Source organism: Paenibacillus sp. FSL R7-0204 (assembly GCF_038002225.1).
Taxonomy (GTDB): Bacteria; Bacillota; Bacilli; order Paenibacillales; family Paenibacillaceae; genus Paenibacillus_AQ.
The window spans coordinates 3,889,868-3,915,030 of sequence record NZ_JBBOCA010000001.1; the positions used below are offsets into that span (position 1 = coordinate 3,889,868).

Genomic DNA, 25,163 nt, shown 5'->3' on the forward strand with positions numbered 1-25,163 from the left:
TCATTATAAGGATTAACCTAATGAAATGTCAATAATTTAACGACCGATCGTTCAAAAATAAATTTACGCATAAAATAACCACCTGCAGGATGCAGGTGGCCGTTCTAACATCTATTCGTTTCGCACCGGGAAATACACCTGATAAGTCTCATACCCGATATCCCGGATTCTTCTGAGCTGAATGCCCGGGTCCTGGCGGGTGGTCTTGAAGAAGTAACGCCAGCTCCCCCACTCCCGTTCGTTCTCCATGATGATCTCACCGGCTGCATCCGCCAACGGGGTGTAGAGAATTCGTTCGTTCTCGGTAATGCCAGCCAGTACTTCCGGTCCGTAGCGGAACGCGCCAGTCTGCCCGTCGTCCGGCAGAGGAATGAAGCGGATGCCTACCGGCATAATGATGCTGATCCGGTCGCCGTCTTGCCACTCTCTCAGTATCGTATAGAAGGCGGAGTGATCCGCAGACTTCCCGTGCAGCTCCCCGTTCACATAGATCACAGCTTCTGACATGATCCAGTCTGGAATGCGCAGATGGACGGCAAACTCGCTGGCAGAGCTGGTATGGACGGTGAAATCATATTTTCTGTAATCCGGCATGTTCTCATGAAGTGCAGTAATCTCATTCAGCTCCTGCTGCCCGGCTGTGTTCGAGGAGTTCAGCATGCTTCCGCTCATATGATCCTGGGATTGCTGAATCCGCACATTCTCTCCGTGGATCCCGGTGGTCAGCTCCGAACGGAAATACTGGCAGACATAGATATCGTTCTGCTCCTGATAATAGATGCCTCTGTTGAGCGCCGCATTGGCCTGGACCATTGTTCCGTGACAACAGAAGAAACTATCCGTCTCCGTGCTCCAGTCCTTCCGCAGCCCGGCCTTCATCGGCAGGAAGTAGGTTAGCAGCCCGGTTGCCGGATCGCTATGCTTGTTGCCGGTCAGATGGTATTCCTGGTAATAGGCCTGAGCCATAATGCCGTTGTACATATTATATTCAATATACTGCGCGTAGGCCGGATTCGAGGTGTGCCGGAAAAGGAACTCAGCCAGGCGAATCATGTTATACACTGTACAGTGCTCCTGATTCTTATCTCCAAGGCGGGCCTTGATCTTCATCTTCGGCATCCATACTTCACCCGCCGTATTACCGCCGGTAGCCAGCATTCCCCGCTCAGTGACCGCACATTTCCAGTAAGCCGTGACAATATCCATCCAGCGCTGCCCGCCGGTGACCTCGTAAGCTCTGGCGCAGCCGAGTACCTCGGGAATGGTCGTGTTGGCGTGCATGTTGGTCAACGGGTCTTTATTCTCCAGTAATGGGCGGAACAGTCTGCTGCGGTAATACCGTTCCAGCAAAACAGTGTATTTATCGTTCCCGGTAAGCTCCAGCAGATCAGCCCAAGCCTCCAGCATACCGCCTGTCTCCATATCCAGAATATCGTCGAATTTCTCTCTGGTGAAGGTACTGCTCCAATCGACGAACCAGTCAGCGAATCTGTCCGCGATATCAAGCGCCTTGTCACTCCCGGTGAATTGATGCATATCGACAAGACCCATAAATAACTTATGAATATTATATTGCGGCGCCCAGATTGCCTTGCCTTGGGCCACCCAATGCAGATATTTCTCAGGAATCGGTGCGGCCCATTGTCCTCCGTTGTCCTTCTGGCATTCAGCCAGCTCATCCAGGATAAGGTCGGCCTTCACCTTGATTTCCAGATCCCCGGTCTCATGATACCGGATCGCTGCCGCAGACAGCCAGTGTCCCAGAAAATGGCCGCGGATCTGGCAGACCGGCGTCTCCCAGCCCCCGTGGGCATCTTCCGGGATATCCCTGCCGTCATATCTTCCCGCCTCTACTTTATAGTTAAAAAGGAGATTATCATTCGTCAGTTTCATCAAATACCGGCGGTTGGCCTCTTCCCTGCGTCTCAAATCATGATCTTGAAGAATGACCTCTTTGCCCTTCAGTTCTCTCATTGCTGCAGCCCCTTAATGGAATGACATTGTTTGCACAATGAAATTATAAAGAAGCCTGCGTCTTAATCCAATGATGGATACGAATATAAAGTTGATTCATACTGATGATTAGCCAGTGAATGTTCATCTTGTGATATACATGTTCAACAACGATACCTCATCCAGTTGATCGGCTGGTCTTCCGTTCGCTTTAACGATTGCTGGCGTGCCTTTGTAGAGAATATGGCCGTCAGCAGCATCGGCAACTGCCGCGATAGGCATGTTGTTATTCTTAAAATAGTCACCGGTCTGCAGCAGCAGATAAACCTGGCCATTCGCCACCTGTGCTTGACTGATCCTCCCTTTGCCTATTTGACTTGCCTCAATAGTCACTTGGGAATGAGCGAGGTTGGAGGACAGGTCATAGCGGTCTACGGTTACTGCCTCCTCCGAGATATGCAAGGAGGTGAATATGTCTCCCTCCAAGATACGGGTTGTCGAAGTTACCGGTTCGTTTCTTATGGTCCCCGTTACGGGCGGCAACTCCTTCAGGTCTTCAGAAGCGTAGCGATACTCAAATGTTTTTTCAGTGAATATTGTGACTTCGTTTGTAGAAACTGCTTTGCCAGGCTGGCCCTCGCTCTGCTCTGTCACCACAAACAACACCCGGGAGTTAGCTACAGTCGGCTTTGCTTCGGCGATACTTTTTATTCGCAGCTCCCGTCCGGTACCGGATGTTGCCCCTAATGGCAGCTCGACACTCCGAACTGGCTCTCCCCGCTCGATGTCAAACACCTTATCAATGACCTCATTGTCACTGTTTTCTCTGCTGACCTCGGTGAGTACATGCACTTCAGATCCGATTTTCTGTACGTCAATCACATTAGCGTAGAATGCAAAGCTGGGCTGTTGATCCGTGTAACGGGTTTGCTCCCCGGTTGTCAAATCCAGTGAATCTATACTCCAACGAATAGTCCCTTCTTGGTGCGAATCTTTCGGTGTAGCATAACTGGCTTTAGCATAAATAATTACTTCTTGATCTGAGTAAAAGCCATAAGCATCCGACTTCCCTCGCATGAACCCTGAATGCTCTTCATACAGCGCGTTTAAATCGGAATAAAATTGTTCATGCGGACCTTGGTCTCTCATCCATTGATCCCTGAACGTCCGCTCGATTCTCTTGCTGCCTGATGTTAATACCTCAATGGGATACGAGCCTTTGCCACCGGTATAACTGCCTGACAACGTTAACTTATCTGCCAGGGAAGGGTCTCCTTCTATGGTCTGCAGCTGATATTCCGGCAGGCGCAATTCAGCCCCAAACGCATAATAGGTGCCGAGCGAAACCACTGTCAACAAAATAAGCGCACAAGTAATTGCATAGCGTTTCATAAGTCATTCCCTCCTTACACAGTGATCTTCTTGGAGATTAGTCTGAAGCCCAGCGTAAGCGTTATACCTAACACAGCAAGGTATACCACCATACGGATGGCTGTGAGCTCTCGCGGATAGAAATAACCGTACGCATTAAGATGTACTGTGAACCCGATGACAGTCCCGCAGGCGGCAACATATAAGATTGCATAGATAATGCCTGTCCAGCGGTAGCATCGTTCTAACAAGATTGCCGTAAAGATAACGCAGACAGCCAGAATGCCGATACCATAATAAACAACAAATTGCAGTCCATCCTGTGGAAGTAAGATTTGATTGAATACCCGGTTCGATGCGACGGCTTCGGCAAACAAGGACGAGATGCGATATTCAGCGGGAACCATCCAGTTGAACAATTGGCGCTCTAACAGCAGGAGCAGCAGCTGAAAAGCGACTAAGGCAAAAACAAACAGAAAGATAGCAGTAGCTTTGGCTATATATACGTTCCACCTTGCTGTCGGCAGGGTAAACATCCGGTAGGCAAATTTATCACGGCCGATCCAGTCCAGGTACCAAATCAGAAAGACATACAGACCCAATACCGTAATGCTGATCAAAATAGGAATGGTGAACCAGAACTGTGAATCCCCGATGATATCGGCAAATGAAAAGTTATGCGGTGTTTGATTCTCCAAGCGGGCGGCCTCTTTCCAGTTGTTAACTCTTACCTGTACAGCAAGCACAAGTCTGATGATTTGAAAGACTGCCGTCAAGCTCATTAAGCTGAAAAGCACATACTGGAAGCGCTGGACTTCCAAATGAACAAGCTTAAGATATCTGTTCATGCGAGGTACACCTCTTTCATGACGTCAACGACGGATTTGTTCTCCTCGCTTCGTAGCTGTTCGCACTCAAAACTGCGGGCAACAGTCCCTTCACGCAGCAGCACCGCTTTATCGATGAGATGCTCGATCTCCCCCACCTCGTGAGTGGTCAGTAGAACACCGCGGCTGCCGACCATTTCGCTGGAGAATACTTCGGCAATCCTCTCCCGGCTGATCAAATCAATTCCGGAGAAGGGCTCGTCCATGATTACATAATCAGAGTCTTGGGCCAAGCCGAGCACCAGATTGAACTTGGCTGCTGTTCCCTTCGACAATTGGCGGATACGCTCCTGGAAATCCAGATCAAAGAAGCGCATGAGTTCGTTCGCTCTATCCTTGTTCCAACTGCAATAAAAGTCTTCCATGAACCGGAGAGCGTCAGCTAGCTTCATGGAAGGCGGAATAGCCAGGTGATCAGGGATATAGGAGACCCGCTCATAAGTATTCCAGCTAATCGGCTTACCTTCAATTCGAATGGACCCTCCATGAATCGGCGTTAGTCCCATAATCGCTTTGAGTATTGTTGATTTGCCTACACCGTTAAGCCCGATCAGGCAAGTGATCTGTCCCATTTCAGCAGTGAACGTGACATCTTTTAGCACATTTTTATAAGCATATCTTTGTCTGACATGTTCAAGCTCAATCATTGCTGTTTCCTCCTTGCTCACTGCCGAAGGGTTCTCCCGTTGGCTGTTCTCTTTTTTTCACTTGAGCGTTCTCATATTTTCGTTGAACCACATCCAGGACTTCATCTAACGGAACGTCAATGCTGCTGATGGAAGCCACAAACGCCTCAACGGCTTTACCGAGCAGCTCCGACCGAATCTGTCTCAACACCTCCCGCTCCATAGTGATGCGGCTGGGAGAGTTGCCTTCCGTTACAATCAACCGCTGATCCTCCATTTCTTTGTAAGCTCTCTGCGCAGTATTGGGATTAATCTTTAGCAGGGCAGCCAGCTCTCGCCTAGACGGTATGGTCTGGCCAGACTGGAGAACGCCGGTTACGATCTTCTCCTTAAACAGGCGAACGACTTGAAGATAGACAGGATCACGACTGTTGAAGGGGATTGTGGCCCATTCGTTGACTTTGTTCACAAGCGACACCCTCTTATCTTCACATGTGTGTGTACTAAGTGGTGCATACACTACAAGATGTATTATGTGGTTAATACACTTGTTTGTCAATCGGTTGTGGTTCAAAAAAACCGTTGAATCTTTTCAGATCAACGGTTTCCGCAAAACTCAATTTTTGCCCTATACCTTATATAATGGCGTAATTAATAATTGTGGCTCGTTCCCTGGTACTCAATCGTGCCGTATATAGTCTTATCCGGCTGTTTCAGGCCTCTGAATAAGCACTTCCGCCAGCGCCTGAAGCGAATAATCGGAGGTCGAGCACAGCAGGATGCTTCCGGCGTTCTGTGGCAGGTGCGCATCGTCATACGGGTTACGCAGCACCAGGTTCAGCAGCGGTCCGGCGGCGGCAAGCTGCGCGGCAAGTTCGAGCTGTCCCTGAAACAGATGGGCATTCAGTGTCCCCTGGATCACGGTATGTCCGGCAGCTTTGACACATAAGTCAACGATCTCCGCAGCTTCAGGCTTCATGCTGCAATACTCTACCTGTACGGACAGGCCTTGGGCTTCCAGCAACGCTGCCAAGCCGATTGTCTGTCCACCGGAGTTGTCGGCGATGGTGAGCTGCTCCTGGCGCGGCAAGATCAGCATATATTGATGCGCGGCAGACAGCGGCAGCAATTGTTGCGGATCGCGGCTGATCTTGACCGTGCGGCGTGCATATTGAAGGGCCGACTCATTCCATCCCTCGCGCGAAATAGGCCGGGCTGCCCCCTGGTATTGCCGGAATTTACCATAGAGGCGGTGTATACGGTTGACCGATTCGTCAATTCTCGATTCATCGATGACGCTGTCCAGAACAGCCTTGCGGATGCCGGCGATCACCCGCTCCTGGTATTCTGGCGTATGACACATTAGAATCATGTCATTGCCGGCCAGCACAGCCAGTACGCCCACCTCATCCGGGTTGAAATTCTTCTTGATCGCGCCCATCTCAATGTCGTCGGTGCAGATGACACCCTCGAAGCCCAGCCTGCTGCGCAGTAAGTCTCCTGCAAAGAAGGGGCTCAGTGAAGCAGGCAGTCCTGCCGACTCGGTAATGTTAGGAAATACGAGATGTCCCATCATGATTGAATCGGCCCCGGCTTCGATGGCAGCGATAAATGGCAACAGCGGCCCGTTCATTAACTCCTCTATTGTGAGTTCGCACTCTGGCAGGACAACGTGGGAATCCCCGCTGACTTGTCCATGGCCGGGGAAATGTTTGGCCGTGACCGCCACGCCTGCCTCATGCATACCGCTGATGTATGCCTTGCCGAAAGCGGCTACGACTTCGGGGTCTTCGCCGAAGGAACGCACCCCTACAACTGGATTGTCTATGTTCGTATTCACATCCAGCACCGGTGCCCAGTTCATCGGGATGCCCAGCGCATGGAGCTGGCTGCCAATGATTTTACCCTGGAGATAAGCGGTCTCAGCATCCAGGCTTAATCCGGCTGCACGGTTACCGGGGATATAAGGATAAAAGGTCTTGAACTTGGAGAGCGTACCTCCTTCCTCATCAATCGATACATAGTAAGGCTGGGGAAGGCCGGAGTCTCCGGCAATGGCCTGAACCTCCGCCATCAGCCTCAGCGTCTGCTGCTCATCCTTAACATTATGGGGGAACAAGCCGATCCCCCCGAACCGGTTCTGAGACATCCGTTCACGGAAGTCAGGCTCTGCTGCTGTGGAGGGGGTTCCGACCACGCACATCAGGGATATTTTGTCCTCCAGACTCATGGCTGCCGGAGCTTGTGGTGAATTCACTTCATTCAGCTGCATAACTGTTCCATCCTCCTGTCGGTTTGTTGGCTAACCCTCGCTGTGGACAAGGCCCAGCTCCTGATAGAGCGTCCGCTCTAGATAATCATGCAGATAAAAGCGCGATGTCACGAAATGTTCAGCCATATCCCGGGGCTGGTATTGCAGAAGCGCCTCCAGCATCCGAGGCCGGACGGCTTCGCGTCCGTTATGGTTACGTGTGTAATTGTTCAGCAGAGAGCGCCATTCTGCGCTGTCGCCCGGGTACAGCTCCCAGCGGTAGGCATACTTGTGGATCGCCCTGGAGCGGTCGGTCGCCACCTCGAAATCATGCATAATTGCAATTAGTTCGGCGTAATCCTTATTCCTCTGCGCATGCTCCCGCAACTTCCAGATGATTTCGTAGTAATCCTCTAACTGGTAATTACCAAGCTGAGAATGGCCTGTCTCAGGTGGTATACCATGGAACAGCTCCAGGAAGCGGTCGATGAACGTACCAGCATCTGCCCGCCGGTTCCAGGCGAGATCGGCATGAAGCAGCATCGGATACCAGGTGGTCTCGAATACGCCATAAGGAACGCCAAGGCTGAATGGCCCGGTCCAGTTCGTTGCCACCATACAGCGGATATCCAGCTTCTCGGCAGTCTCTGCCCACTGTAGCAGATTGTCGGTCCGGTTATTAATGACCGGGTAGTTCTGGTGCTCCGCCCAGTCGAAGCTGCGGACTGCCGGAGCACCCATCACCTCAATGCCCAGTGCCCTGAACTTATTGGTCAGGGAAGTAACTTCATGTTTGATGTTGCGGCCGTTATAGATCCAGATCATCGCCGCGCTGCGCGGATCAAGCTTCGCCAGCTCTTCTGGCGGGCATTTGTCCAGCATATCATGCCAGAAGAGCGGCTGCCGTCCCCGGCTGACCGTGAATTCGATCAGGCGGTTCAGGAAAGAGATGAAGGCCCGTTCCCGTACGCCGCCGAATTCCTTCCGGCACGCTTCACATTCACACAGGCTATACACCTCGTCACAACCCAGATGAATATAACGTGATTCAGGATGGGCATCCATCATCTCCGCCAGCAAGCTTGTAATCAGTTCATACGTCTGCGGATGGGACGGGCAGATCTCGCCGGTAGATTCCTCGGTCTCCCGCAGATGCTTCCAGGCGTCATGGCGCAGCACATACTCCAGGTGGCCGAAGCTCTGCTGCAGCGGAATAATCTCGATATAATGCTCATGGGCAGCAGCCTGAAGCGCCTCCAGTTCTTCCCGGCTAAGCGCATGCTGCGGATGGACGAATTCCGGGTGTATGCTGAACGGGAACTTATCCTCGTATTCAATGAGCACCGCGTTCGTCTTGTAGCGGGAGAACTCCGCCAGGTAATCGATTAGCCGCTCCGGCTTCGAGAAGGTCTGGCGCAGATCGAAGTTCATCACCCTCAGCTCCGTATCGGGCCAATCGGTAATGGACACCGCAGGAATATCGCCACCGGCTTGCAGGCACTGCAATTGCAGCAGTGTCTGCAAGCCGTAATAGAGTCCGGCAGCGTCAAGGGTGCGGATTGCTGCACCGCTTGCGCTAACCTCTAGATGGTAGCCTTCAGCCCGGCCCTTCAGCACGGACAGATCAGTCTCAGCAAGCTTAGAAGCCGAAGCCCCGCCGTTATGAAGGCCGGCTTCTCCGGGCTCAGCCCAGGCGGCAACCTGCCCGGAAGCTCCGGGTTCAGTCTGCGTTGAAATGATCTCAGTGCTCTCAGTTCCCTTGCTTTCCGCAAAATCCTCAATCAGCAGCGAGTACCCCTCACCTGCTCCCGAGACAGTGGCGATAACCTCCTGGCCGCGAAAAGCCCGCCGGCAATGAAGCACCAGCCGGGGGTCTTCCACTTCCATAGCCAGTTGCAGACGGACCTCCCCGCCTGACCGCCATGGCTTCTTGTCTGTAATCCTCACCTGCTTCGGCTCGGGTATCAAGTTTAGCATTGCACTCTCCTCCTCTTACAACTTCAGGTTTTCAACTACATTGCTCTACGCGCCGCCCCCGTTCCAAATGTAATCGGTTTTTCGACTACATTTGGTCAACGCGCCGTCCCCGGTCCGAATGTAATCGGGTTTTCGATTACATTTGGCCAGCGCGCCATCCTCGGTCCGAATGTAATCGGTTTTTCGATTACATTTGGCCAGCGCGCCGTCCCCGGTCCGAATGTAATCGGTTTTTCGATTACATTTGGCTCACGCGCCGTCCTCGGTCCGAATGTAATCGGTTTTTCGATTACATTTGGCTCACGCGCCGTCCTCGGTCCGAATGTAATCGGTATTTCGATTACATTTGGCCAGCGCGCCGTCCTCGGTCCGAATGTAATCGGTTTTTCGATTACATTTGGCTCACGCGCCGTCCTCGGTCCGAATGTAATCGGTTTTTCGATTACATTTGGCCAGCGCGCCGTCCCCGGTCCGAATGTAATCGGTTTTTCGATTACATTTGGCTCACGCGCCGCTCCGGTCCGAATGTAATCGGTTTTTCGATTACAATTGGCCAGCGCGCCGTCCCCGGTCCGAATGTAATCGGTATTTCGATTACAATTGGCCAGCGCGCCGTCTCCGGTCCGAATGTAATCGGTTTTTCGATTACATTTGGCTCACGCGCCGTCCCCGGTCCGAATGTAATCGGTTTTTCGATTACATTTGGCCAGCGCGCCGTCCCCGGTCCGAATGTAATCGGTTTTTCGATTACATTTGGCTCACGCGCCGTCCCCGGTCCGAATGTAATCGGTATTTCGATTACATTTGGCTCACGCGCCGCTCCCGTCCCGAATGTGATCGATTTTTCGATCATATTGGGCTACAGCGCCGGCTAATCCTTATCGGCCGCTGTAATCCGGCCGTTTTTCCATACCGCTTGGATCTCCATGGCTCCGCTGTCCTTGCGGAAGCCGATCAGATCTGCTGGCCTACCTGCGGTAAGTCCGGCAGCCTGCCGAAGGCCCAGCAGCCTGGCCGGGTGAAGCGAGGCGCAGTCGATTGCGTCCTCCAGTGGCGCCAGCCCGGCCCGGGCCAGGTAAGCCACCTGGTCCGCCAGCATCATAGCCGATCCGGCCAGCAGCCGTGGATGGCCGGCCAGATGCAGCCGCCCTTCCGGCGTCAGTACTACGTCGCCGCCGATATGCAGCCGGTAAGCACCCGGCGCCATGCCGCTAAGCGAGACGGCATCGCTGACCAGAATCGCCCTCTTCTGCTTCACCCGCAGAATCACCTTCAGCAGCGTATCCGGCAGATGGCAGCCGTCGGCAATCATGCCGCCATACAGCTCATCGGCAGCCAGCTGCTCCCACAGATAATGGGGATGGCGAGGGAGCGTGAGATGTGTGCCGTTGCCCAGATGAGTAGACATCACCGCGCCTGCGGCCACCGCTTCCCGGATCTGCTCCGGCGACGCGGCCGTGTGTCCGATGGAGACCCGGACGCCGGAGGCGCTGCACCGGGAGATGAATGCTGCGGCACCCGTCCATTCGGGGGAGACAGTAATGATCCGGATCAGTCCCTCCGCTGCTTCCTGCCAGCGGCAGAAGGCCTCCCAGTCGGGCGGGCAAATATGCTCCAAGGGGTGCGCACCGCGCGGACCATCCTCCGGCGACAGGAAGGGTCCTTCCAGATGTATGCCTGCAATCAGCCCGCTGATATCCGGCTGTGTACGCACGGCTTCAGCAATCGCGGACGCCGCCTGGGTAAGCTGGTCCGGCCCATTGGTTATCAGGGTCGGGCAATACGAGGTGACTCCCCGGGCCAGCAGTCGGCGCGAGAGTCCAGCCACGGTCTCCGGCTTAAGCGGCAGCGTGTTGAAGTCCAGCCCCCAGCCGCCGTTCACCTGCAAATCGACCAGCCCCGGCGCAAGCCAGGGCCAATCGGCCATATGCGGACTCTCGGCCAGCGTATGAACCGCTTCGATGATGCCATCGCTAACGTGGACCTCAAGCGGCAGGCCGGTTCTGTAATGTCTTCCCGAGATTACACCGTTCATAAGCCGAAGGCATCCCGGTCCGTGAACAGCATAATGGCGGGATGGGTCCGCAGTACGCTCGCCGGACACGCGGTACTGAGCGGGCCATGAAGTGCAGCTTGAAGCGCGGCCTGCTTAGCCTTGCCGGGAACAATAGCAAACAGTTGGTGACCTGCCATCAAGGCAGGCACGGTCAGTGTCAGCGCATGGGTAGGGACATCGTCAAGCGTGGCGAAGCAGCCGTCGTTCACCTGCTGTGTCCGGCAGGCTTCGTCCAATTCGACCGCTTTAACAGCGAGTTGATCGGCGAAATCAGCTACAGGCGGATCATTGAACGCAATATGCCCGTTCTCTCCGATGCCGAGGCAGACGATATCAATGGGCGCTTCATTCAGCAGCGCCGCGTATCTCCGGCGCTCCTCTTCAATATTGCCCGTCCGTCCGAGCAGCTCGATCCGTCCGGGATTGACTCTGCGGAACAGCCGTTCCTGCAAGTAGTTCCCGAAGCGCTGGGGTGCTTCTGCCGGAAGACCGATATATTCATCCATATGAAAAGCGTGCACCCGGGACCAGTCAATCCTCTGCTCCCTTACCAGTCCCTCATACAGCTCATTCTGTGACGGGGCCGCGGCAAATACGATGCGGACCGGAGCCTGGGACTTCCCCTGCAAGTCTCTGATGCTCTGCCCGACCGCTGCCGCTGCCGCCGCTCCCATCTGGCTGCGCTGGTTGTACACCTGCACGCGCATACGCTCCGCCTGATGCTCTGCCGCCGGAATCAACAACTCTTCCATGATGAACCCTCTCCTCCTAAGAGGGGCGGAATAACCGCCCCCTCTCTGTTATATTCCGCTATCGACCAACAAATATGGCTTGTTATCCGAATTCTCAGAACTGGCCAGCGTTACAACGATTCCCGTAGTATTAGGGTCGCTCCACTGGAAGGTGTGCTGCAGTCCAGCGGCTGCGGCGGCACCAACGTAAGCTGTAATATCGATGCTGTACCACCCGGCCCCGGTGACCCGGACCGTTCCGAGATTCGTTCCGCCGCTGACGGGCCGGTTATTCCAGGTGATGCCGCTCTCGGTCCACTGCGCTCCGGCGTAGCCCTTTAGTGCAAGTGTAACCGGAGCAGCCGGGGCAGCGGTTACATACACGTTCAGCGTTACGGACTGCACCGCCGTTCCAGAGAGATTCAGTTCCGCCTTCATGAAGGCGATACGGTCTCCTCCGCCCTGTGCATTTGGAAGATCGGCGATCTCCAGCACAGGCTCCTGCCCAATATTAGTCGAAGGCTGAAGTTCATGGACATAGGCATCCATGGTCACCGGGATCACCGGATCTGCCGGAGCACTTCTCTCGATATTCAGCAGATAGAGATCTGCGGTTCCATCTTCGTGGTACACCAGGACCGACACATCCGCAGGCTCTGAACCAATCGTAACGGACGCGGCTGCTCCCGATGCCACTGGCATTCCATTTACAAGCACCGCATCCGAGGCCTTGGCGGTAACCGGGGTGACCTGCAGCGAATTTACATTTCTGTTGACAGTTACGGTATAGGCCTTGTCACCCGCAGCAAAAGGCTTGTCCCAGCTGCCTGCCGACAGCGTTAGTCCGCTAAGCCCGCCATGTGGCAGCAGCGCCGTGGTGTGCGGCAGGTCATGGGCGCTGGCATAATAGTAACCGGCTGACTGCACTCTTCTCGGCTCGAATCCGGCTTGACGCCCCGACGGAATAGCCTCCGAAGTGAAGGCGGCATACCCATCTGCTCCTGTGACAGCCGCTGCATAGCGGCCTGCCGAATAGGTGAACCGCCCTTCTACCGCTGCCCCTGTGAGGACCGCCCCGGTAGCATAGTCGCGTACTTTCATGGTAGCGGAAGCCGCAGTACCGTTATATGCGAGCTGCATATCCGTCACAATCATCGGTTTAAGCGCCGTGCTGCCGGTGACCGCAGACACAACACTTGAGAACGGCCCGATATTGCCCGCCAGATCGCGGGCGGCAACACGGTAATAATAAGTCGTCTCCGGGAGCAGTCCCTTGTCCTGATAATTCAGGCCCCGGGCAAGTCCGGCGATATCCGCAGAGGTGGGCGTGAAGCCGGGGACTGTGCTGCGGTAGATGATGTAGCGGCCTACCTCTAAGTTGTCAGTAGCCATTCCGTAATTCAGCCGGATGCTCTGATAGTCACTGGCAACAGCGGTTGGCGTACCCGCAGGTGCAGACGGTGCTTCATGATCTTCCGGCGCTGTCCAGAATACACCGCCGGGTCCCCAATACGAAGGCAATGCCCTGTAGGAATCATAGTGATGGACAGCGATCCCCCCGAAGGCGCTGCTCAGCCCGGAAGCGGCATAGACTTTGTCCAGCTCGGCTTCCATATGGCTGCGTCCTTCCTCCTGGAAGGTGATCGTCTCCGGGTCGCCGCTGTTTGCAATATCCAGCGTCTCCACCCCGATGACTACAGAATTCGGCTTACCGATGGCCTCGGCATAGGCCAGCTCACCGGCAGCCCCGGCAATGATACCGGCCGTTCCATCTGCGGAATCCCGGTAATCCATGATCGAGATATAATCGGAGATGTCCTGGATATGCTCGGACAGCCACTTCGTTGTGCCGTTCCACTGGATATTCGCTCCCTGCTCGGAGGAGTCATACCATTTAGGCACAGCCGGGCCGAAGGGCAGCCGGATACCGGCCGTATCGCGCCGGTCAATCATTTTACGCAGGCCATCCAGGTACTCCTTTTGCAGGAATTTGCTTGGATCTTTGAAATCCGGGGATATATACGGCTCGATGTCCACATTGATTCCATCGAACTTCTCATCTTCGGCCGCTGCAAGATTGTAATTGATAATCTGCTCAATCTCCCGGACGGCATGACTATGATAGCGCTCATATGCGCCCATGTAAGCCGGGGAGGTTCCGCCCGCCACAAGGGCATGGACGCTTAAGTTCCGCTCATGTGCCCAGCGCATGAAGGAGCGCAGCTCGTCTTCCTGCTCCTCTAGCGCCCGGTAGCCGGAGTAGTTGCCCACGGCCAGATACAGGGTCGTCACCGGCTCTGATCCGAAGGTTGCGGTGTCCGTAACGAAGGACTCCAGTACCTCCCGCGAGCCTGGATTCAGCAGCAGCTTATAGCTCTCCGGCTCCCAAATCCACATGGCCCGGTCCTGATCCGGCGAGGGAATCGACGGTTCATGCGTGCCTGCACCGACCTGTGCATAGACGGTTGGGCTGTAGCCGTAGCGTCCGGGAGCATTCGTCGCTCTGGCCTCCAGGCTGATCGTGTGGTCACCGATCCCCGCCGTATTCCAGGTATATACATATTCCGTGCCATTATAGGCGGTCTGCTGCCACGGTCCCCGGTTCACCCGGACCTGCACGGCCGAGACCGGCGCAGCCGATTCTGCCTGAACGGTGACCGCTACCTGTCCGGTCACGGCAACCCCTTCATCCGGACCCGTAATGGTCACCACTGGCGCAACACCTGCGGGGTTGTTCACCTCAAGGGTGACGGACGGACTCCACACCCCGTAGCGGGTAGTGGTATCCAGCCCGCGTGCCACCAGCTCCACCGGACCGTTGTAACGGGAGCTGTCTAGCGTATAAGACCAGCTGCCGCTGTCATCCCCGTCCGGGTCATCCAGCAATACCTCGAACTGGGCTGTCCCGTTCACATACAACCGGACATCATATAGTCCGGTATAGGTTCCACTGACCTCAACCTGCCCGCCGGAGGAACCATATCCCCCGGGCGGTTCATCCAGTGTAATGGTGCCTGCGGCCTGGGCGGTGCCCGGAACTGCCATTATCACAATCATTAGACCGATCACAGATAACACCCATCCAAACCGTTTACCAGAGCCCTGCAGCCATTGCTTCATAAGCGGCGCCTCCTTATAATGGTCAAGCGAATACCCTGATTGCCATGCCTGTGCTTCTGCGGTTCTTCCTGCAATTAGTTGCTGCTTAATTGAATGTTCTGAACACGGTCATACGCTTCCTTGTACGTTGCCAGCAGCTTGTCTACGCCCAGATTGTTGATCTCCTCAACATATTTATCCCAGTCCGCCAGTTTGCGGGAGCCTGTAACGAATTTGGCGAAGCTCTCATCGCGGTGCTTCTTGATTGCCTGTCCGGTGATCGAGATGACTTCATTCTCCTTCTCCGTGAAGGCAGGACGCGGCTGCATGTTGGCCGGATCATATTTGACAGCTTCTTCATAGGCGTGCTTCAGGTCGTCCGAGAACAGGGACAGATGGGCGTTGAAGTCAATCCACGTATACGTTCCGCTGGTCTGAAGTCCTGTCTGTTTCCGCATTTCTATCACATCGGTGAATTCCGGCTTGAACTTGATCGCATCGCCTTCCTTCACATAGGTCTCACCTTCCACACCCCAGCTGCTGAGCGTGCGGCCGTCTTCCGAATAGAAAAAGTCCATATAACTCATGATATCTTCAATATTTTTGGAGGTCGAAGCAACCGTCAGGCCTCCTTCCATGTAATGGAAGTAAGGATTGAGCTGCTTGCCGCCCTCAAGCCCTGCGGGAGGAGCCATGAACTGCATATTGAATTCAGGATTCTCCTTGCGCATTGCATTATTGAAGAAGTCCACCCGGCTGATATAATCCACAGTTACAAAAGACTTGCCGGTAGACACCATGTCCTGCCACTGCTTGGTCTGCAGTGAGAGGAAGTCCGGCGGAATCAGCCCTTCATCGTAGAACTGCTTCCACATGCCGACCATTTCCTTGTAGCTGTCCTCTGTCGGACCGTAGCGCCATTCTTTGGCATCGAAATCGTAGTAAGCCCCTTCGCCCGTTCCATAGTTGACCGTCATATTCGTGTTCATCTCATCCGGGATCTGACCGTAGCGGAGCGACAGCGGGTAGCTGTCCGGGTATTTCGTCTTGAGTGTCTTCAGGGCCGTATGCAGCTCATCATAAGTCTTGGGAGCCTGAATGCCCTCCTTCTCAAAAACATCCTGGCGGTACATCCAGATCATGCGGTTCGTCTCCCCGAAGCCCTGGTTCGGGAACATATACATTTTGCCGTCAGCGGAGAGGGCGGCCTTCGCTTCATCCGGGTATTGCTTCATCCAGGCGGTCAGATTCGGCAGCTTGTCCATGTATTCCATCAGGTCTACGAGTGCGCCTTGCTGGCCGAATTTGTTCGATTCCTTGCGGTTGGGCATATACATCAGATCGGGCAGCGCATTGGAGGCCACCGCGAGATTCAGCGCTTCAGCCAGCTTCCCGGAAGGGGTCTGCACCTCCAGCGTGACGCCGGTCTGATCTTTGATCCAGCCCCAGACCGGCCAGTCCTTGGAATAAGGGAAGGTGGCATTGTTGTCCAGCAGTGCGGTGAAGGTATGGGCCTGCTTCGCTTCCGAAGTGGCCGGAGAAGCTTCTCCCCCAGGTGCAGCCGTAGCCGCAGGCGAAGTGGCATTGTTACTGCCCCCGCTGCAGCCGCTCACCAGTATTGCCGCTGCCGCGAGGGGCAGCATTACAGACTTCCATTTGTTCATTCTTCATCTCTCCCTTAAGTAGTAGTTATGGTTCAGGGCCGGTTCAGCCCTTCACTGCACCGATCATGGCGCCTTTGACAAAATACTTCTGAACAAACGGATATACCGTGAGTATCGGCAGCGTAGAGACCATAATCGTTGCATATTTGAGCGACTCTTCAACGACCTGGTTGTCTCCCCCGATCCCGGTCACATCCCCCGAGCTTGCGCTTCCTGCCAGCACCAGATTGCGGAGCAGCACTTGGAGCGGGAACAAATCCGGGGTGCGAAGATACAGGAGCGGATAGATGAAGTTATTCCACATGCCCACCGCATAAAATAAAGCAATGGTGGCGAAGGAAGCCTTCGACAGTGGAATGATGATGCGCATGAATATCCCGATATCATTTAACCCGTCGATGCGTCCCGATTCCTCCAGCTCCTTGGGAATACCCGAGAAGAAGGTGCGCATCAGAATCAGATTCCAGGTGCTGACTGCGCCCGGCAGGACCATGCCCCATACGGTATCCACCATATTCAGGGAGCGGACCACGAGGAAGGTCGGGATCATTCCCCCGCTGAAGAACATCGTAACGACGATCAGCATCGTGAAGGTCTTGCGCAGCGCCATATCCCGGCGGGAGAGCGCGTAAGCCCCGGTTGACGTAACCACCAGCGAGATCAGCGTGCCGAGCACGGTGTAGATCAGCGTGTTTTTATAGGCCGTCCAGATCTTCGGGTCTCCCAGCACCAGCTCGTACATCTTCACATTGAAGCCCTTGGGCCAGAACGAGACCGTGTTCTTGATGACATTGATATCGCTGCTCAGAGAGACCGCCAGCATATGCAGGAACGGATAGAGCGTAATAACCACAACAATCATCAGAAAGAACGTGCTGACCACATTAAACCAGGAAATTCTCGGTGATCTCATCACCACACCTCTTCTCTACCATAGACTTGTCTCGCTGACCCGGCGGCTGATGTAATTGGCGCTATAGATGAAGATCAGACTGATGATGCCCATGAACAGGTCGATCGAAGCGCCATAGCTGAAGTTCCCCTGTTCCATCCCGACCCGGTATACATACGTGCTGATAATGTCGGCCGTATCGTAGATCGCCGGGTTCTGCATCAGGAACACCTTCTCGAAGCCAATCTCCAGCACCTTGCCGATGTTCAGAATCAGCGTGATGACAATCGCCGGCGAGATGCCGGGCAACGTGACATGCCATATTTTGCGCATCCGGCTGGCCCCGTCCATATCGGCCGCTTCATAGAGCTGCGGGTCAATTGCCGTCAATGCCGCCAGATAGATGATGGTCTCCCAGCCGATATGCTGCCAGATCTCCGACAGAACATAGATCCCCCGGAACATTCCCGGCTCATTCATGAAGTTAACCGGTCCGATCCCGAAGGTGCCCAGCAGATTGTTAATCAGCCCGCCTGTCGGCGACAGGAACATAATGACCATGCTCGCCACAATGACGTTGGAGATGAAATGCGGCAGATAGCTGACGGTCTGGACGAATTTTTTGAACGCAGCCTTACGGACTTCATTCAGGAGAATAGCCAGGATCACCGGAGCAGGGAAACCGAACACCAGCTTGTAGAGGCCCAAGAGCAGAGTGTTCTTCATCAGCGGCCAAAAGTCAGGATTCTCAAAAAACATCCGGTAATACTTCAGCCCCACCCAATCGCTGGCCCAGATTCCTTTAAACAGATTATAATCCTTAAACGTAATGACGAGGCCGAACATCGGCGCATACCGGAAAATCAGATAGTACAGCAAGCACGGCAGGAACAGCAGCCATAGCGTTTTGTTATGGTTCCAGGTCCGCAGCAGACGCCCTTGACGCTGGTAAGGATTTTTCATTTCCTTTCGCAAGTTGTCTTGTACTACATTCGTTTGAGCCATAGGCATTCCCCTCTTGTTCTTAATGATGCAGCGCACTGAATGTCAGCTTACTTCCCCTGTGGTTCCGGGGTTTGTCTCCGAATTATAGCGGCATTGCTTTGGGAAGCGCTATCAGCATGTTATATAACTTTTCGTCCTATCTGCATATTTCCCGGTACCGGTATATAAATCGGTAAAAGTGCATATTGTGCGTGTCAGCTTTGGGCCGCTATGATAGGATAAAACGATAACCAAGCGGCTGCACCTGAAGGGGGAATACCTATGAAGAGACCGCTTACCAGCCAATTTGCCCTTAGCGGCCTGTTCGTTAAGCTCATGCTCAGCTTCCTGAGTGTCATCCTGCTGCTGGCTTCATTCAATTTGTTCTCTCATCTATATCTTAGCGGGAAGGTCTATCAGGAGGTAGTCCGGCAGAACGAGCAGAGTCTGAAGCAGACGGTGGAGGGATACGAGAATCACTTCCGGCTGACCCAGAATATGATTCTGGCGCTGACCCAGTCGGATACGTGGACAGCCAACCTGGGCATTCTCAGCCATCTGAAGGAGAACCGGCGGTATGATATTCTCAGTGAGGTCAAGTCGGATCTGATGACGCTGTACGGGAATCCTTTTATGCATATTGAGAATTTCATTCTGTACTTCAAGGCGGAGAACTATGTGCTTGAGAAAGAGGGGTTAAGTACCGCGGCCGACATGTTTGGCAAATATTATTACAGCGGGGAGTATCCGGCGGACTTCTGGAGCGGCCAGACCATGGACAATCAATATCTGAAGGTCCTCCCTGCCGCCTCCTTCACAGAGACTACGATGAATTCCTCGCGTCCGCTCGGGCGGCTCATGCCGGTCATGATCAAGGCGATTCCTTATGAAGAGGTCTACGGCATTGTGATGCTGAATCCGCAGCGGCTGGAGCAGGCGTATGGGGATGCCGGGAAGAATCCCTTCTATATAATGGATGCGCAGGACCGTCTGCTCTTCTCCACCGCAGAGACGGAGCTGCCAGCTCTAGAGTATGCCGTGAATACAAGCGCTCATGAGCGGATCGGGGATAACTATTATTTCTATCAAAAAGGGGCGCAGACCGGATTCACCTACGTCCGAGTCACCGAGGTTGCCGCCATTGCGAGCGGGCTGCGCGGCATGCGGGTGCTGCTCGCTGTTCTGCTCACTGTTGCGGTGCTGGTCAGCCTTCTGTTCTCCCTCCTGTTCAGCTACCGGTTGAACCAGCCGCTCCAGCGCCTGATTGCCGCGTTCGACCGCAAATCCGGCAGCGTCCCCGGCAAGGTGAGCAGCGTCAAGGAGTTTGCCATTATCGGCGACCGCCTAAGCTCAATTATGGAGAACAACCGGTTCATCCAGAACGATCTTGCGCACAAGAATTCGCTGGTCCGCCAGTATGCTTATACCCATAAGGTGAAAAATATACCGCTGGGCGCAAGCCTGAGCGAGCTGGAGGATGCGCTGCATTCCGAACGGCCGTATGCCTCCATCCTCTTCAAACTCAGCTTCACCCGTCCGCCGGAGGAGCCAGAGAAGCATACGCTGGCCTTATGGCAGCTGATTCAGCGCCTGTTCACCGGAGAGGAATCCGAGACCGTCGCCTTGCAGCCCGAACAGGATCTGCTCTTGCTGCTGCTCTTCGATCCCGGTCCGCAGAGCGGCATTCTTCAAGTGCTGGGCACGCTGCAGGAGCTGCTGGCAGAGGAGCGCTCTCTCTACCTCACGATAGCGGTCAGCCCGGTATATTCGGGGGAGACTCCGTTTACGGATGCTTACCATAACTTGTCCGAGTTGCTGAAGCAACGCAGACTGAACGGGGAGACACAGATTATTGTGGAGCCGCGGGCCTCGTCGGCCAAGGCCTTTCATCTGAAGGTCACACACGGGGAGGAACTGCATAACCTGCTGCAGTCTGGAAGTGAAGAAGCGGTGTTCGGGTGGCTGGACCGCCAGCTGGAGCAATTGCAGAATAAGGATGCCGCTGCTGAGGATTTCCGGGCTTTTGCTGCGGGGGTGGCAGAACAGACCAGCAAAACAGTCATGAAGCTGAATCTGCCGGAGCTTGAAATAGGGCTGGTTGCGGCACTGTCCGGTGAGCCGTTCGCCGCCTTCTATTCCACGCAGCAGTATAGTGAATGGCTCCGGGAGCTGGTGACTCCGGTGCTTGCAGCAATCCGCAGCGGCTCGGAGACCCGGGACCCGGTCATCAGCTTCGTGCTGGAGTATCTGGACAAGCATTACGGGGAAGACATTAATCTGAACCTTGTCGCCGACAAGCTGAATCTGACCCCCGGCTATCTCTCGAGCATCTTCAAGGAGAAGACCGGTATCAACTTCAGCGAATATCTTAACACCTTGCGCATCGAGCGGGCCAAGGCGCTGCTGATGAACATCGACCTGCGCATCCAAGATATCGCGCTTCAGGTCGGTTACCAGAATGTGAACTCGTTCATCCGTATGTTCAAGCGTGCCTCCGGCTTAACGCCGGGTGAGTACCGGAAGCGGGCTGCCGGGGAGAATCACACTTAAGCGTTTATCGGACGGGGACCCCGGTTTCAGCCGGAAATCTTCATGGGCGGCGTCCTTGAACTGCGGATCGGCAAACTGCGAGCTGGAATCGTTCCCCGTGCCGCGCTGATACAAGGCGAAGCCGGGGTATTCCTTCTTTTTCCATACCCATACAGCCTGATCCACCCTCTCGTCTCCGGCCGTTCCCTCAAACCCGATCAGGTCAATCCCGACATAGCTTCCCGGCACCGCGAGGTCCGCAGCATGCTGAAGCGTCTTCCAGGGAGAATCTATGGTCCCCTGATTACTGTCAGCCCCATCGATAGCTACATAGTAAGCGTTGGCCTTATTCGGCTGTGGCGATTGAACGGACAACGGCGTGTTTCGGGCGCTGGAACATCCGGGCAATACGATCAAGCTAAGCACAATAGCAGATCTCCAGAGATATTTTCGCATAGATGTTACCTCCCCTAGCTTATTTATTATCCTCACCCATTCAAATGCGGGTGATTGCTTCCATCAGGGTCAAACCTGGGATCACCTATCGTCCCTGATTCTTCAACAAACAAGTAGAAAAACGCACCTTAATCTACCGCTTTCCGTCGGATTTACTTAAGCAAGTGGAAAAACAGCATCTAATCATGCTGTTTTTCCCGCTTTTCCAAATATGAGTGAAATTAAGTGCTGTTTATACAACTGCTGCCTCCCCAAGATTCTTTCATATATCAGCAAGTGTACAAAATCTAACTGTTTGCCGCTCCCCTAGCCATCTGCTATCAAGTCATATCATCCCGCAGCGCATCAATGATATTCTCCCGCTTGATTGTGCTGACCGAATACAGCATGGTGACGAATACGATCAGGAGCACGCTGAACACGCTGATGCCGATGCTGGCCCAGGGGAAGATATAGCCGATCTGGTCCGCGCCGCCGATGAGCATGCCCCGGTAGATTAGCCAGGAGAAGACCAGCCCGATGGGAAGCCCGAACAAGAGCGCACGCATGCCATAAAAGGCACATTCGAAATTCATCATCCGCTGGAAATTGCGGTCAGACATCCCGATAGAGCGGAGCATCGCCAGCTCCCGGCGGCGCAGCTTGATGTTCGTCGAGATCGTGTTGAACACATTGGCAATCGCAATCAGCGAGATCATGATAATGAAGGTATAGGCGAACACGTTGATGATAAAAATCATATTGCGATTCTCATCCATCATCGCATAGGTATTGTACAACTGATACTCATCTGTAATTTGTGCGCCTTGGATGGTCTTCTCCATCTCTGCTACCGACTGTGCCGGATGCTTGGAGCGAAAGGTCAGGCCCTTCACTGCCGGCGGACTGTCCGCCGCTTCAAACTTGCCGATGAGTGAATAAGGAGCGATCACCCGGAAGAAGAACGGTTCACTTGCGCCGGGGCTCCCCGTAACCGGGAGGGTATCCGGCGGTACGGTCTCTACGAAGGTAACCGTTACGTCATGCCCCTGCCTAATCTTCGTCCCTCCCTCCGATTCAAGGGCAATGGTCAGGGGAGAGGATGAACGCTTGAACAAATTACGGAACTCGTCATCCTGCTTCAGCCGCTTATCGTCGGCAGGACTCATCGATTTGGCAACGGCGATGAACTTGGCATTGGAGCCTGTATATTCCGCTGCGGACAAGCCCAGCCCTTCGAGAATCTTCAGATAGGCGCTGTCATCCAGAAACTGCAGATCGACGGGCAGGGATACCTGCTCATCCGACCGGCCCGGCGAAGGAGCACCTGCATTTCCTGCTTTCCCATCATTTCCTGCTGCCCCCGCTGTTCCCGCCCCCCCCTCTTCGTCCCAATAAGCATCGGAGAGCTCGCTTGCCCGGGCTATCCCGGTCATTTTCATGAGCATCTGGTAAGAGCTTTCGTAGACCCCGCCTGAGGTTTTGAGCTTGTCATAGAGCGCCAGCATTTCACTGTCTTTCATAGATTGTGTGGCGAAGCCAATATCATAGGTGGTGAACGCTACTGCCTGCTCCGACATTTGTTTCATATCTGTGACAAAAGCGCTGGCCGATATAAACAGCACGACGCTTAACATGAGCGACAGCACAATGCTGCGGTAGCGTTTCTTGTTTCTTTTGAAATTCTTAAGCGCAAGGGTGCCTTCGAGACCGTAGATACGCTGCGCCCACCCGGACGTCTTCACGGCCTTGGCTTCAACCTTGACCTCGTTCGTCTGGCGGATACTCTCCATCACCGGAGTGCCTGCCGCCTTCCTGGCCGGAATATAGGCTGAGATCAGAATCGTGATCATGCTCAGCGCCGCTGCACAAGCAATGGCCGGAATGGACACCTGCAAGGTTAAAGGGACATGGGGATAGAGGATATTCCCGAAGTTCCTGGATACAACCGTTAGAACGAGTCCCATGCTGCCTATTCCCAAGAGAATACCAACCGGTATGCCGGCCACCCCAATACACAGACCTTCGAACAGCACAGAGTTACGCAACTGCTTCGCTGTGGCTCCCACCGATGAGAGAATGCCGAACTGGCGTGTACGCTCATTCAAGGAGATGGTGAAGGCGTTGTAGATCATGAAGATCGAACCGGTTACGATGATAAACGCTACAATCCCCCCCACCGTGTACAGCAGAGCGGTGAGCAATCCATCGCTTGAGACGCCCATGAAGCGCAGCACATTATCGTTATAGACGTAAGCATGGCCTGCGGCGGTGCTGTTTGCGTAAGCCTTCACTTCACGCGGGTGCTTCAGGCTAACATACAAGCTGAAGCTGTCCGCCTGTTCTGACGGATCGGCTCGGGTAATCAGAGTATAGCCTGGAGCGGCGGATTCCTCAAAAGCAGGTCTTGCGCAGATTCCGACGACCTTGTAGGTCCGCTCTGCCCGGGGCACCAAAGCTTCTGCGTTCTTCCCGGACGGGTCTCCCGCAAAATAGGCATCATGCTGGTTCAGCCGCTGGTTGCCGTTCATCCGGTCTCCGACAGCCAGTGTGAGCGTGTCGCCCTCAGCGAACTTGATCCCGCCGTTCGCTGCCAGATGTGACGGAACTAGAATCTCCCTGCTGTTATCCGGCATCCGGCCGGAGACCAGAGTGACAGGCAAGATGCCAGGTGCAGCTTCGTCTTCACCTACGCCAGCAATGAACAGATAAGGCTTATCCGGGTTCTTCCCGCCGCTAAGTGCCGCGTAGCCGATATTCTCGAAGGATGCTGTACGGGATACAGCCTGATCGTGTGCCCGTTCCTGCACGAAGGCGGAATCTACAGCCGGGAACCCGATGTGCCAGCCGCCGTATTTGGCGATGGAACCCTGGATCATGTAGCTCTGCAAGGACACGGCGAAGGTGGAGACGGCAGTAATCATAGCGGTCGACAGGATGACTCCGATAATCGTTACGATGGTCCGCGTGCGGCTTTTTTTCAGGCTCTGGAGGGTAACCTTGTTGAAAATATTCATGGCCGTACCCGTTCGTCCCGCACAACCCTGCCGTCAGAGATGCCGATAATGCGGTCTGCCTGGAGGGCAATATTCTCGTCATGCGTGACGATGAGCAGGGTCTGCCGGTACTTCTGATTGCTTAATTTCAACAGATTGATAATCTCATGTCCATTCCGGCTGTCCAGACTGCCCGTGGGTTCATCCGCCAGCATGACCGCCGGGGCATTCATCAATGCGCGTCCGATCGATACACGCTGCTGCTGTCCGCCCGAGAGCTGATTCGGCAGATGCGTTCTCCGGTCAGTCAGCCCCAGCAGCTCAAGCAAGTCGTTCAGCCGTTCCTCGTTGACCTTGCGTTTGTCCATCAGGATCGGCAAGGTGATGTTCTCCACCACATCCAGCGTAGGAATCAGGTTGTGGAACTGGTAGATCAGCCCGACCTGCCGCCTGCGAAAAATAGCCAGCTTGTCATTGCTCTGGGCATACACATCCTGTCCGTCCAAATAGACGTGGCCGCTTGTCGGCACATCGACACCGCCGATAATATGAAGCAAGGTGGATTTGCCGGAGCCGGAGGAGCCAATGATCGCCGTGAACTCCCCCTTCTCAATCGTCAGCGACACCTCGTCCAGCGCCGTAACCCGATTGTCTCCTTTCCCGTAGATCTTACTCAGCTTCTCAATTCTCAAAAACTCCATACTGCAATTCT

General features: G+C 54.4%; 18 protein-coding genes. 1 reads left to right on the forward strand and 17 read right to left on the reverse strand.

Annotation, left to right across the window (positions count from 1 at the left end):
- Positions 1–111 precede the first annotated feature (111 nt).
- From MKX42_RS17215 to MKX42_RS17280, 14 genes are all read right to left on the reverse strand, one after another.
- A complete protein-coding gene (locus MKX42_RS17215; protein ID WP_340753556.1) occupies positions 112–1,974 on the reverse strand; it encodes a beta-L-arabinofuranosidase domain-containing protein in 1,863 nt (620 codons plus the stop codon).
- Positions 1,975–2,097: 123 nt separating this feature from the next.
- Complete coding sequence (locus MKX42_RS17220) at positions 2,098–3,345, reverse strand: hypothetical protein (protein ID WP_340753557.1); 1,248 nt, start codon at positions 3,343–3,345, stop codon at positions 2,098–2,100.
- Between the two features lie 14 nt (positions 3,346–3,359).
- On the reverse strand, positions 3,360–4,172 hold the full coding sequence (locus tag MKX42_RS17225; RefSeq protein WP_340753558.1) for a hypothetical protein: 813 nt from the start codon (positions 4,170–4,172) through the stop codon (positions 3,360–3,362).
- Positions 4,169–4,858 (reverse strand): ABC transporter ATP-binding protein, encoded by a 690-nt coding sequence (locus MKX42_RS17230; RefSeq protein WP_340753559.1) that lies wholly within the window; start codon positions 4,856–4,858, stop codon positions 4,169–4,171. The genes MKX42_RS17225 and MKX42_RS17230 overlap by 4 nt, the downstream gene beginning before the upstream one ends.
- Positions 4,851–5,306: a GntR family transcriptional regulator gene (locus tag MKX42_RS17235; protein WP_445669328.1), complete on the reverse strand. Its 456-nt coding sequence runs from the start codon at positions 5,304–5,306 to the stop codon at positions 4,851–4,853. The genes MKX42_RS17230 and MKX42_RS17235 overlap by 8 nt, the downstream gene beginning before the upstream one ends.
- A gap of 231 nt (positions 5,307–5,537) precedes the next feature.
- The gene (locus tag MKX42_RS17240) at positions 5,538–7,109 is read right to left on the reverse strand and encodes a glycoside hydrolase family 3 protein (RefSeq protein ID WP_340753560.1); all 1,572 of its coding nucleotides are present in this window, start codon (positions 7,107–7,109) and stop codon (positions 5,538–5,540) included.
- A gap of 30 nt (positions 7,110–7,139) precedes the next feature.
- Entirely contained in the window at positions 7,140–9,065 is a 1,926-nt protein-coding gene (locus MKX42_RS17245; protein WP_340753561.1) for a DUF4838 domain-containing protein, read from the reverse strand.
- Between the two features lie 493 nt (positions 9,066–9,558).
- Positions 9,559–9,918, reverse strand: coding sequence for a hypothetical protein (locus MKX42_RS17250; RefSeq protein ID WP_340753562.1), 360 nt, complete (start codon positions 9,916–9,918; stop codon positions 9,559–9,561).
- Positions 9,919–9,936: 18 nt separating this feature from the next.
- A complete protein-coding gene (locus tag MKX42_RS17255) occupies positions 9,937–11,100 on the reverse strand; it encodes an N-acetylglucosamine-6-phosphate deacetylase (RefSeq protein WP_340753563.1) in 1,164 nt (387 codons plus the stop codon).
- Positions 11,097–11,873: a 6-phosphogluconolactonase gene (locus MKX42_RS17260; protein ID WP_340753564.1), complete on the reverse strand. Its 777-nt coding sequence runs from the start codon at positions 11,871–11,873 to the stop codon at positions 11,097–11,099. The genes MKX42_RS17255 and MKX42_RS17260 overlap by 4 nt, the downstream gene beginning before the upstream one ends.
- 48 nt (positions 11,874–11,921) lie before the next feature.
- Positions 11,922–14,972 (reverse strand): CBM96 family carbohydrate-binding protein, encoded by a 3,051-nt coding sequence (locus tag MKX42_RS17265; RefSeq protein WP_340753565.1) that lies wholly within the window; start codon positions 14,970–14,972, stop codon positions 11,922–11,924.
- A gap of 74 nt (positions 14,973–15,046) precedes the next feature.
- Complete coding sequence (locus MKX42_RS17270; protein ID WP_340753566.1) at positions 15,047–16,615, reverse strand: extracellular solute-binding protein; 1,569 nt, start codon at positions 16,613–16,615, stop codon at positions 15,047–15,049.
- Between the two features lie 43 nt (positions 16,616–16,658).
- Entirely contained in the window at positions 16,659–17,528 is an 870-nt protein-coding gene (locus tag MKX42_RS17275) for a carbohydrate ABC transporter permease (RefSeq protein ID WP_340753567.1), read from the reverse strand.
- 15 nt (positions 17,529–17,543) lie between these two features.
- On the reverse strand, positions 17,544–18,470 hold the full coding sequence (locus MKX42_RS17280; protein ID WP_340757712.1) for an ABC transporter permease: 927 nt from the start codon (positions 18,468–18,470) through the stop codon (positions 17,544–17,546).
- A 303-nt stretch (positions 18,471–18,773) separates the two neighbouring features.
- On the opposite strand from MKX42_RS17280, the gene MKX42_RS17285 reads away from it, so the two are divergent.
- Positions 18,774–21,041, forward strand: coding sequence for a helix-turn-helix transcriptional regulator (locus MKX42_RS17285; RefSeq protein ID WP_340753568.1), 2,268 nt, complete (start codon positions 18,774–18,776; stop codon positions 21,039–21,041).
- Here the strand turns inward: MKX42_RS17285 and MKX42_RS17290 are convergent.
- The 3 genes from MKX42_RS17290 to MKX42_RS17300 form a co-directional block, all read right to left on the reverse strand.
- Entirely contained in the window at positions 20,991–21,476 is a 486-nt protein-coding gene (locus MKX42_RS17290; RefSeq protein ID WP_340753569.1) for a hypothetical protein, read from the reverse strand. The genes MKX42_RS17285 and MKX42_RS17290 overlap by 51 nt on opposite strands.
- 320 nt (positions 21,477–21,796) lie before the next feature.
- A complete protein-coding gene (locus MKX42_RS17295; protein WP_340753570.1) occupies positions 21,797–24,472 on the reverse strand; it encodes an ABC transporter permease in 2,676 nt (891 codons plus the stop codon).
- Positions 24,469–25,152: an ABC transporter ATP-binding protein gene (locus MKX42_RS17300; RefSeq protein WP_340753571.1), complete on the reverse strand. Its 684-nt coding sequence runs from the start codon at positions 25,150–25,152 to the stop codon at positions 24,469–24,471. Before MKX42_RS17300 ends, MKX42_RS17295 begins: the two co-directional genes overlap by 4 nt.
- Positions 25,153–25,163 lie beyond the last annotated feature (11 nt).

What these genes read in the sequence shown, in the direction of transcription:
- MKX42_RS17280 (WP_340757712.1), bottom strand. Translation starts at nt 18,470, where the DNA reads ATGAAAAATCCTTACCAGCGTCAAGGGCGTCTGCTGCGGACCTGGAAC.
- MKX42_RS17275 (WP_340753567.1), bottom strand. Translation starts at nt 17,528, where the DNA reads ATGAGATCACCGAGAATTTCCTGGTTTAATGTGGTCAGCACGTTCTTT.
- MKX42_RS17260 (WP_340753564.1), bottom strand. Translation starts at nt 11,873, where the DNA reads ATGGAAGAGTTGTTGATTCCGGCGGCAGAGCATCAGGCGGAGCGTATG.
- MKX42_RS17265 (WP_340753565.1), bottom strand. Translation starts at nt 14,972, where the DNA reads ATGAAGCAATGGCTGCAGGGCTCTGGTAAACGGTTTGGATGGGTGTTA.
- MKX42_RS17220 (WP_340753557.1), bottom strand. Translation starts at nt 3,345, where the DNA reads ATGAAACGCTATGCAATTACTTGTGCGCTTATTTTGTTGACAGTGGTT.
- MKX42_RS17300 (WP_340753571.1), bottom strand. Translation starts at nt 25,152, where the DNA reads ATGGAGTTTTTGAGAATTGAGAAGCTGAGTAAGATCTACGGGAAAGGA.
- MKX42_RS17295 (WP_340753570.1), bottom strand. Translation starts at nt 24,472, where the DNA reads ATGAATATTTTCAACAAGGTTACCCTCCAGAGCCTGAAAAAAAGCCGC.
- MKX42_RS17230 (WP_340753559.1), bottom strand. Translation starts at nt 4,858, where the DNA reads ATGATTGAGCTTGAACATGTCAGACAAAGATATGCTTATAAAAATGTG.
- MKX42_RS17240 (WP_340753560.1), bottom strand. Translation starts at nt 7,109, where the DNA reads ATGCAGCTGAATGAAGTGAATTCACCACAAGCTCCGGCAGCCATGAGT.
- MKX42_RS17285 (WP_340753568.1), top strand. Translation starts at nt 18,774, where the DNA reads ATGAAGAGACCGCTTACCAGCCAATTTGCCCTTAGCGGCCTGTTCGTT.
- MKX42_RS17215 (WP_340753556.1), bottom strand. Translation starts at nt 1,974, where the DNA reads ATGAGAGAACTGAAGGGCAAAGAGGTCATTCTTCAAGATCATGATTTG.
- MKX42_RS17270 (WP_340753566.1), bottom strand. Translation starts at nt 16,615, where the DNA reads ATGAACAAATGGAAGTCTGTAATGCTGCCCCTCGCGGCAGCGGCAATA.
- MKX42_RS17250 (WP_340753562.1), bottom strand. Translation starts at nt 9,918, where the DNA reads ATGATCGAAAAATCGATCACATTCGGGACGGGAGCGGCGCGTGAGCCA.
- MKX42_RS17290 (WP_340753569.1), bottom strand. Translation starts at nt 21,476, where the DNA reads ATGCGAAAATATCTCTGGAGATCTGCTATTGTGCTTAGCTTGATCGTA.
- MKX42_RS17225 (WP_340753558.1), bottom strand. Translation starts at nt 4,172, where the DNA reads ATGAACAGATATCTTAAGCTTGTTCATTTGGAAGTCCAGCGCTTCCAG.
- MKX42_RS17245 (WP_340753561.1), bottom strand. Translation starts at nt 9,065, where the DNA reads ATGCTAAACTTGATACCCGAGCCGAAGCAGGTGAGGATTACAGACAAG.
- MKX42_RS17255 (WP_340753563.1), bottom strand. Translation starts at nt 11,100, where the DNA reads ATGAACGGTGTAATCTCGGGAAGACATTACAGAACCGGCCTGCCGCTT.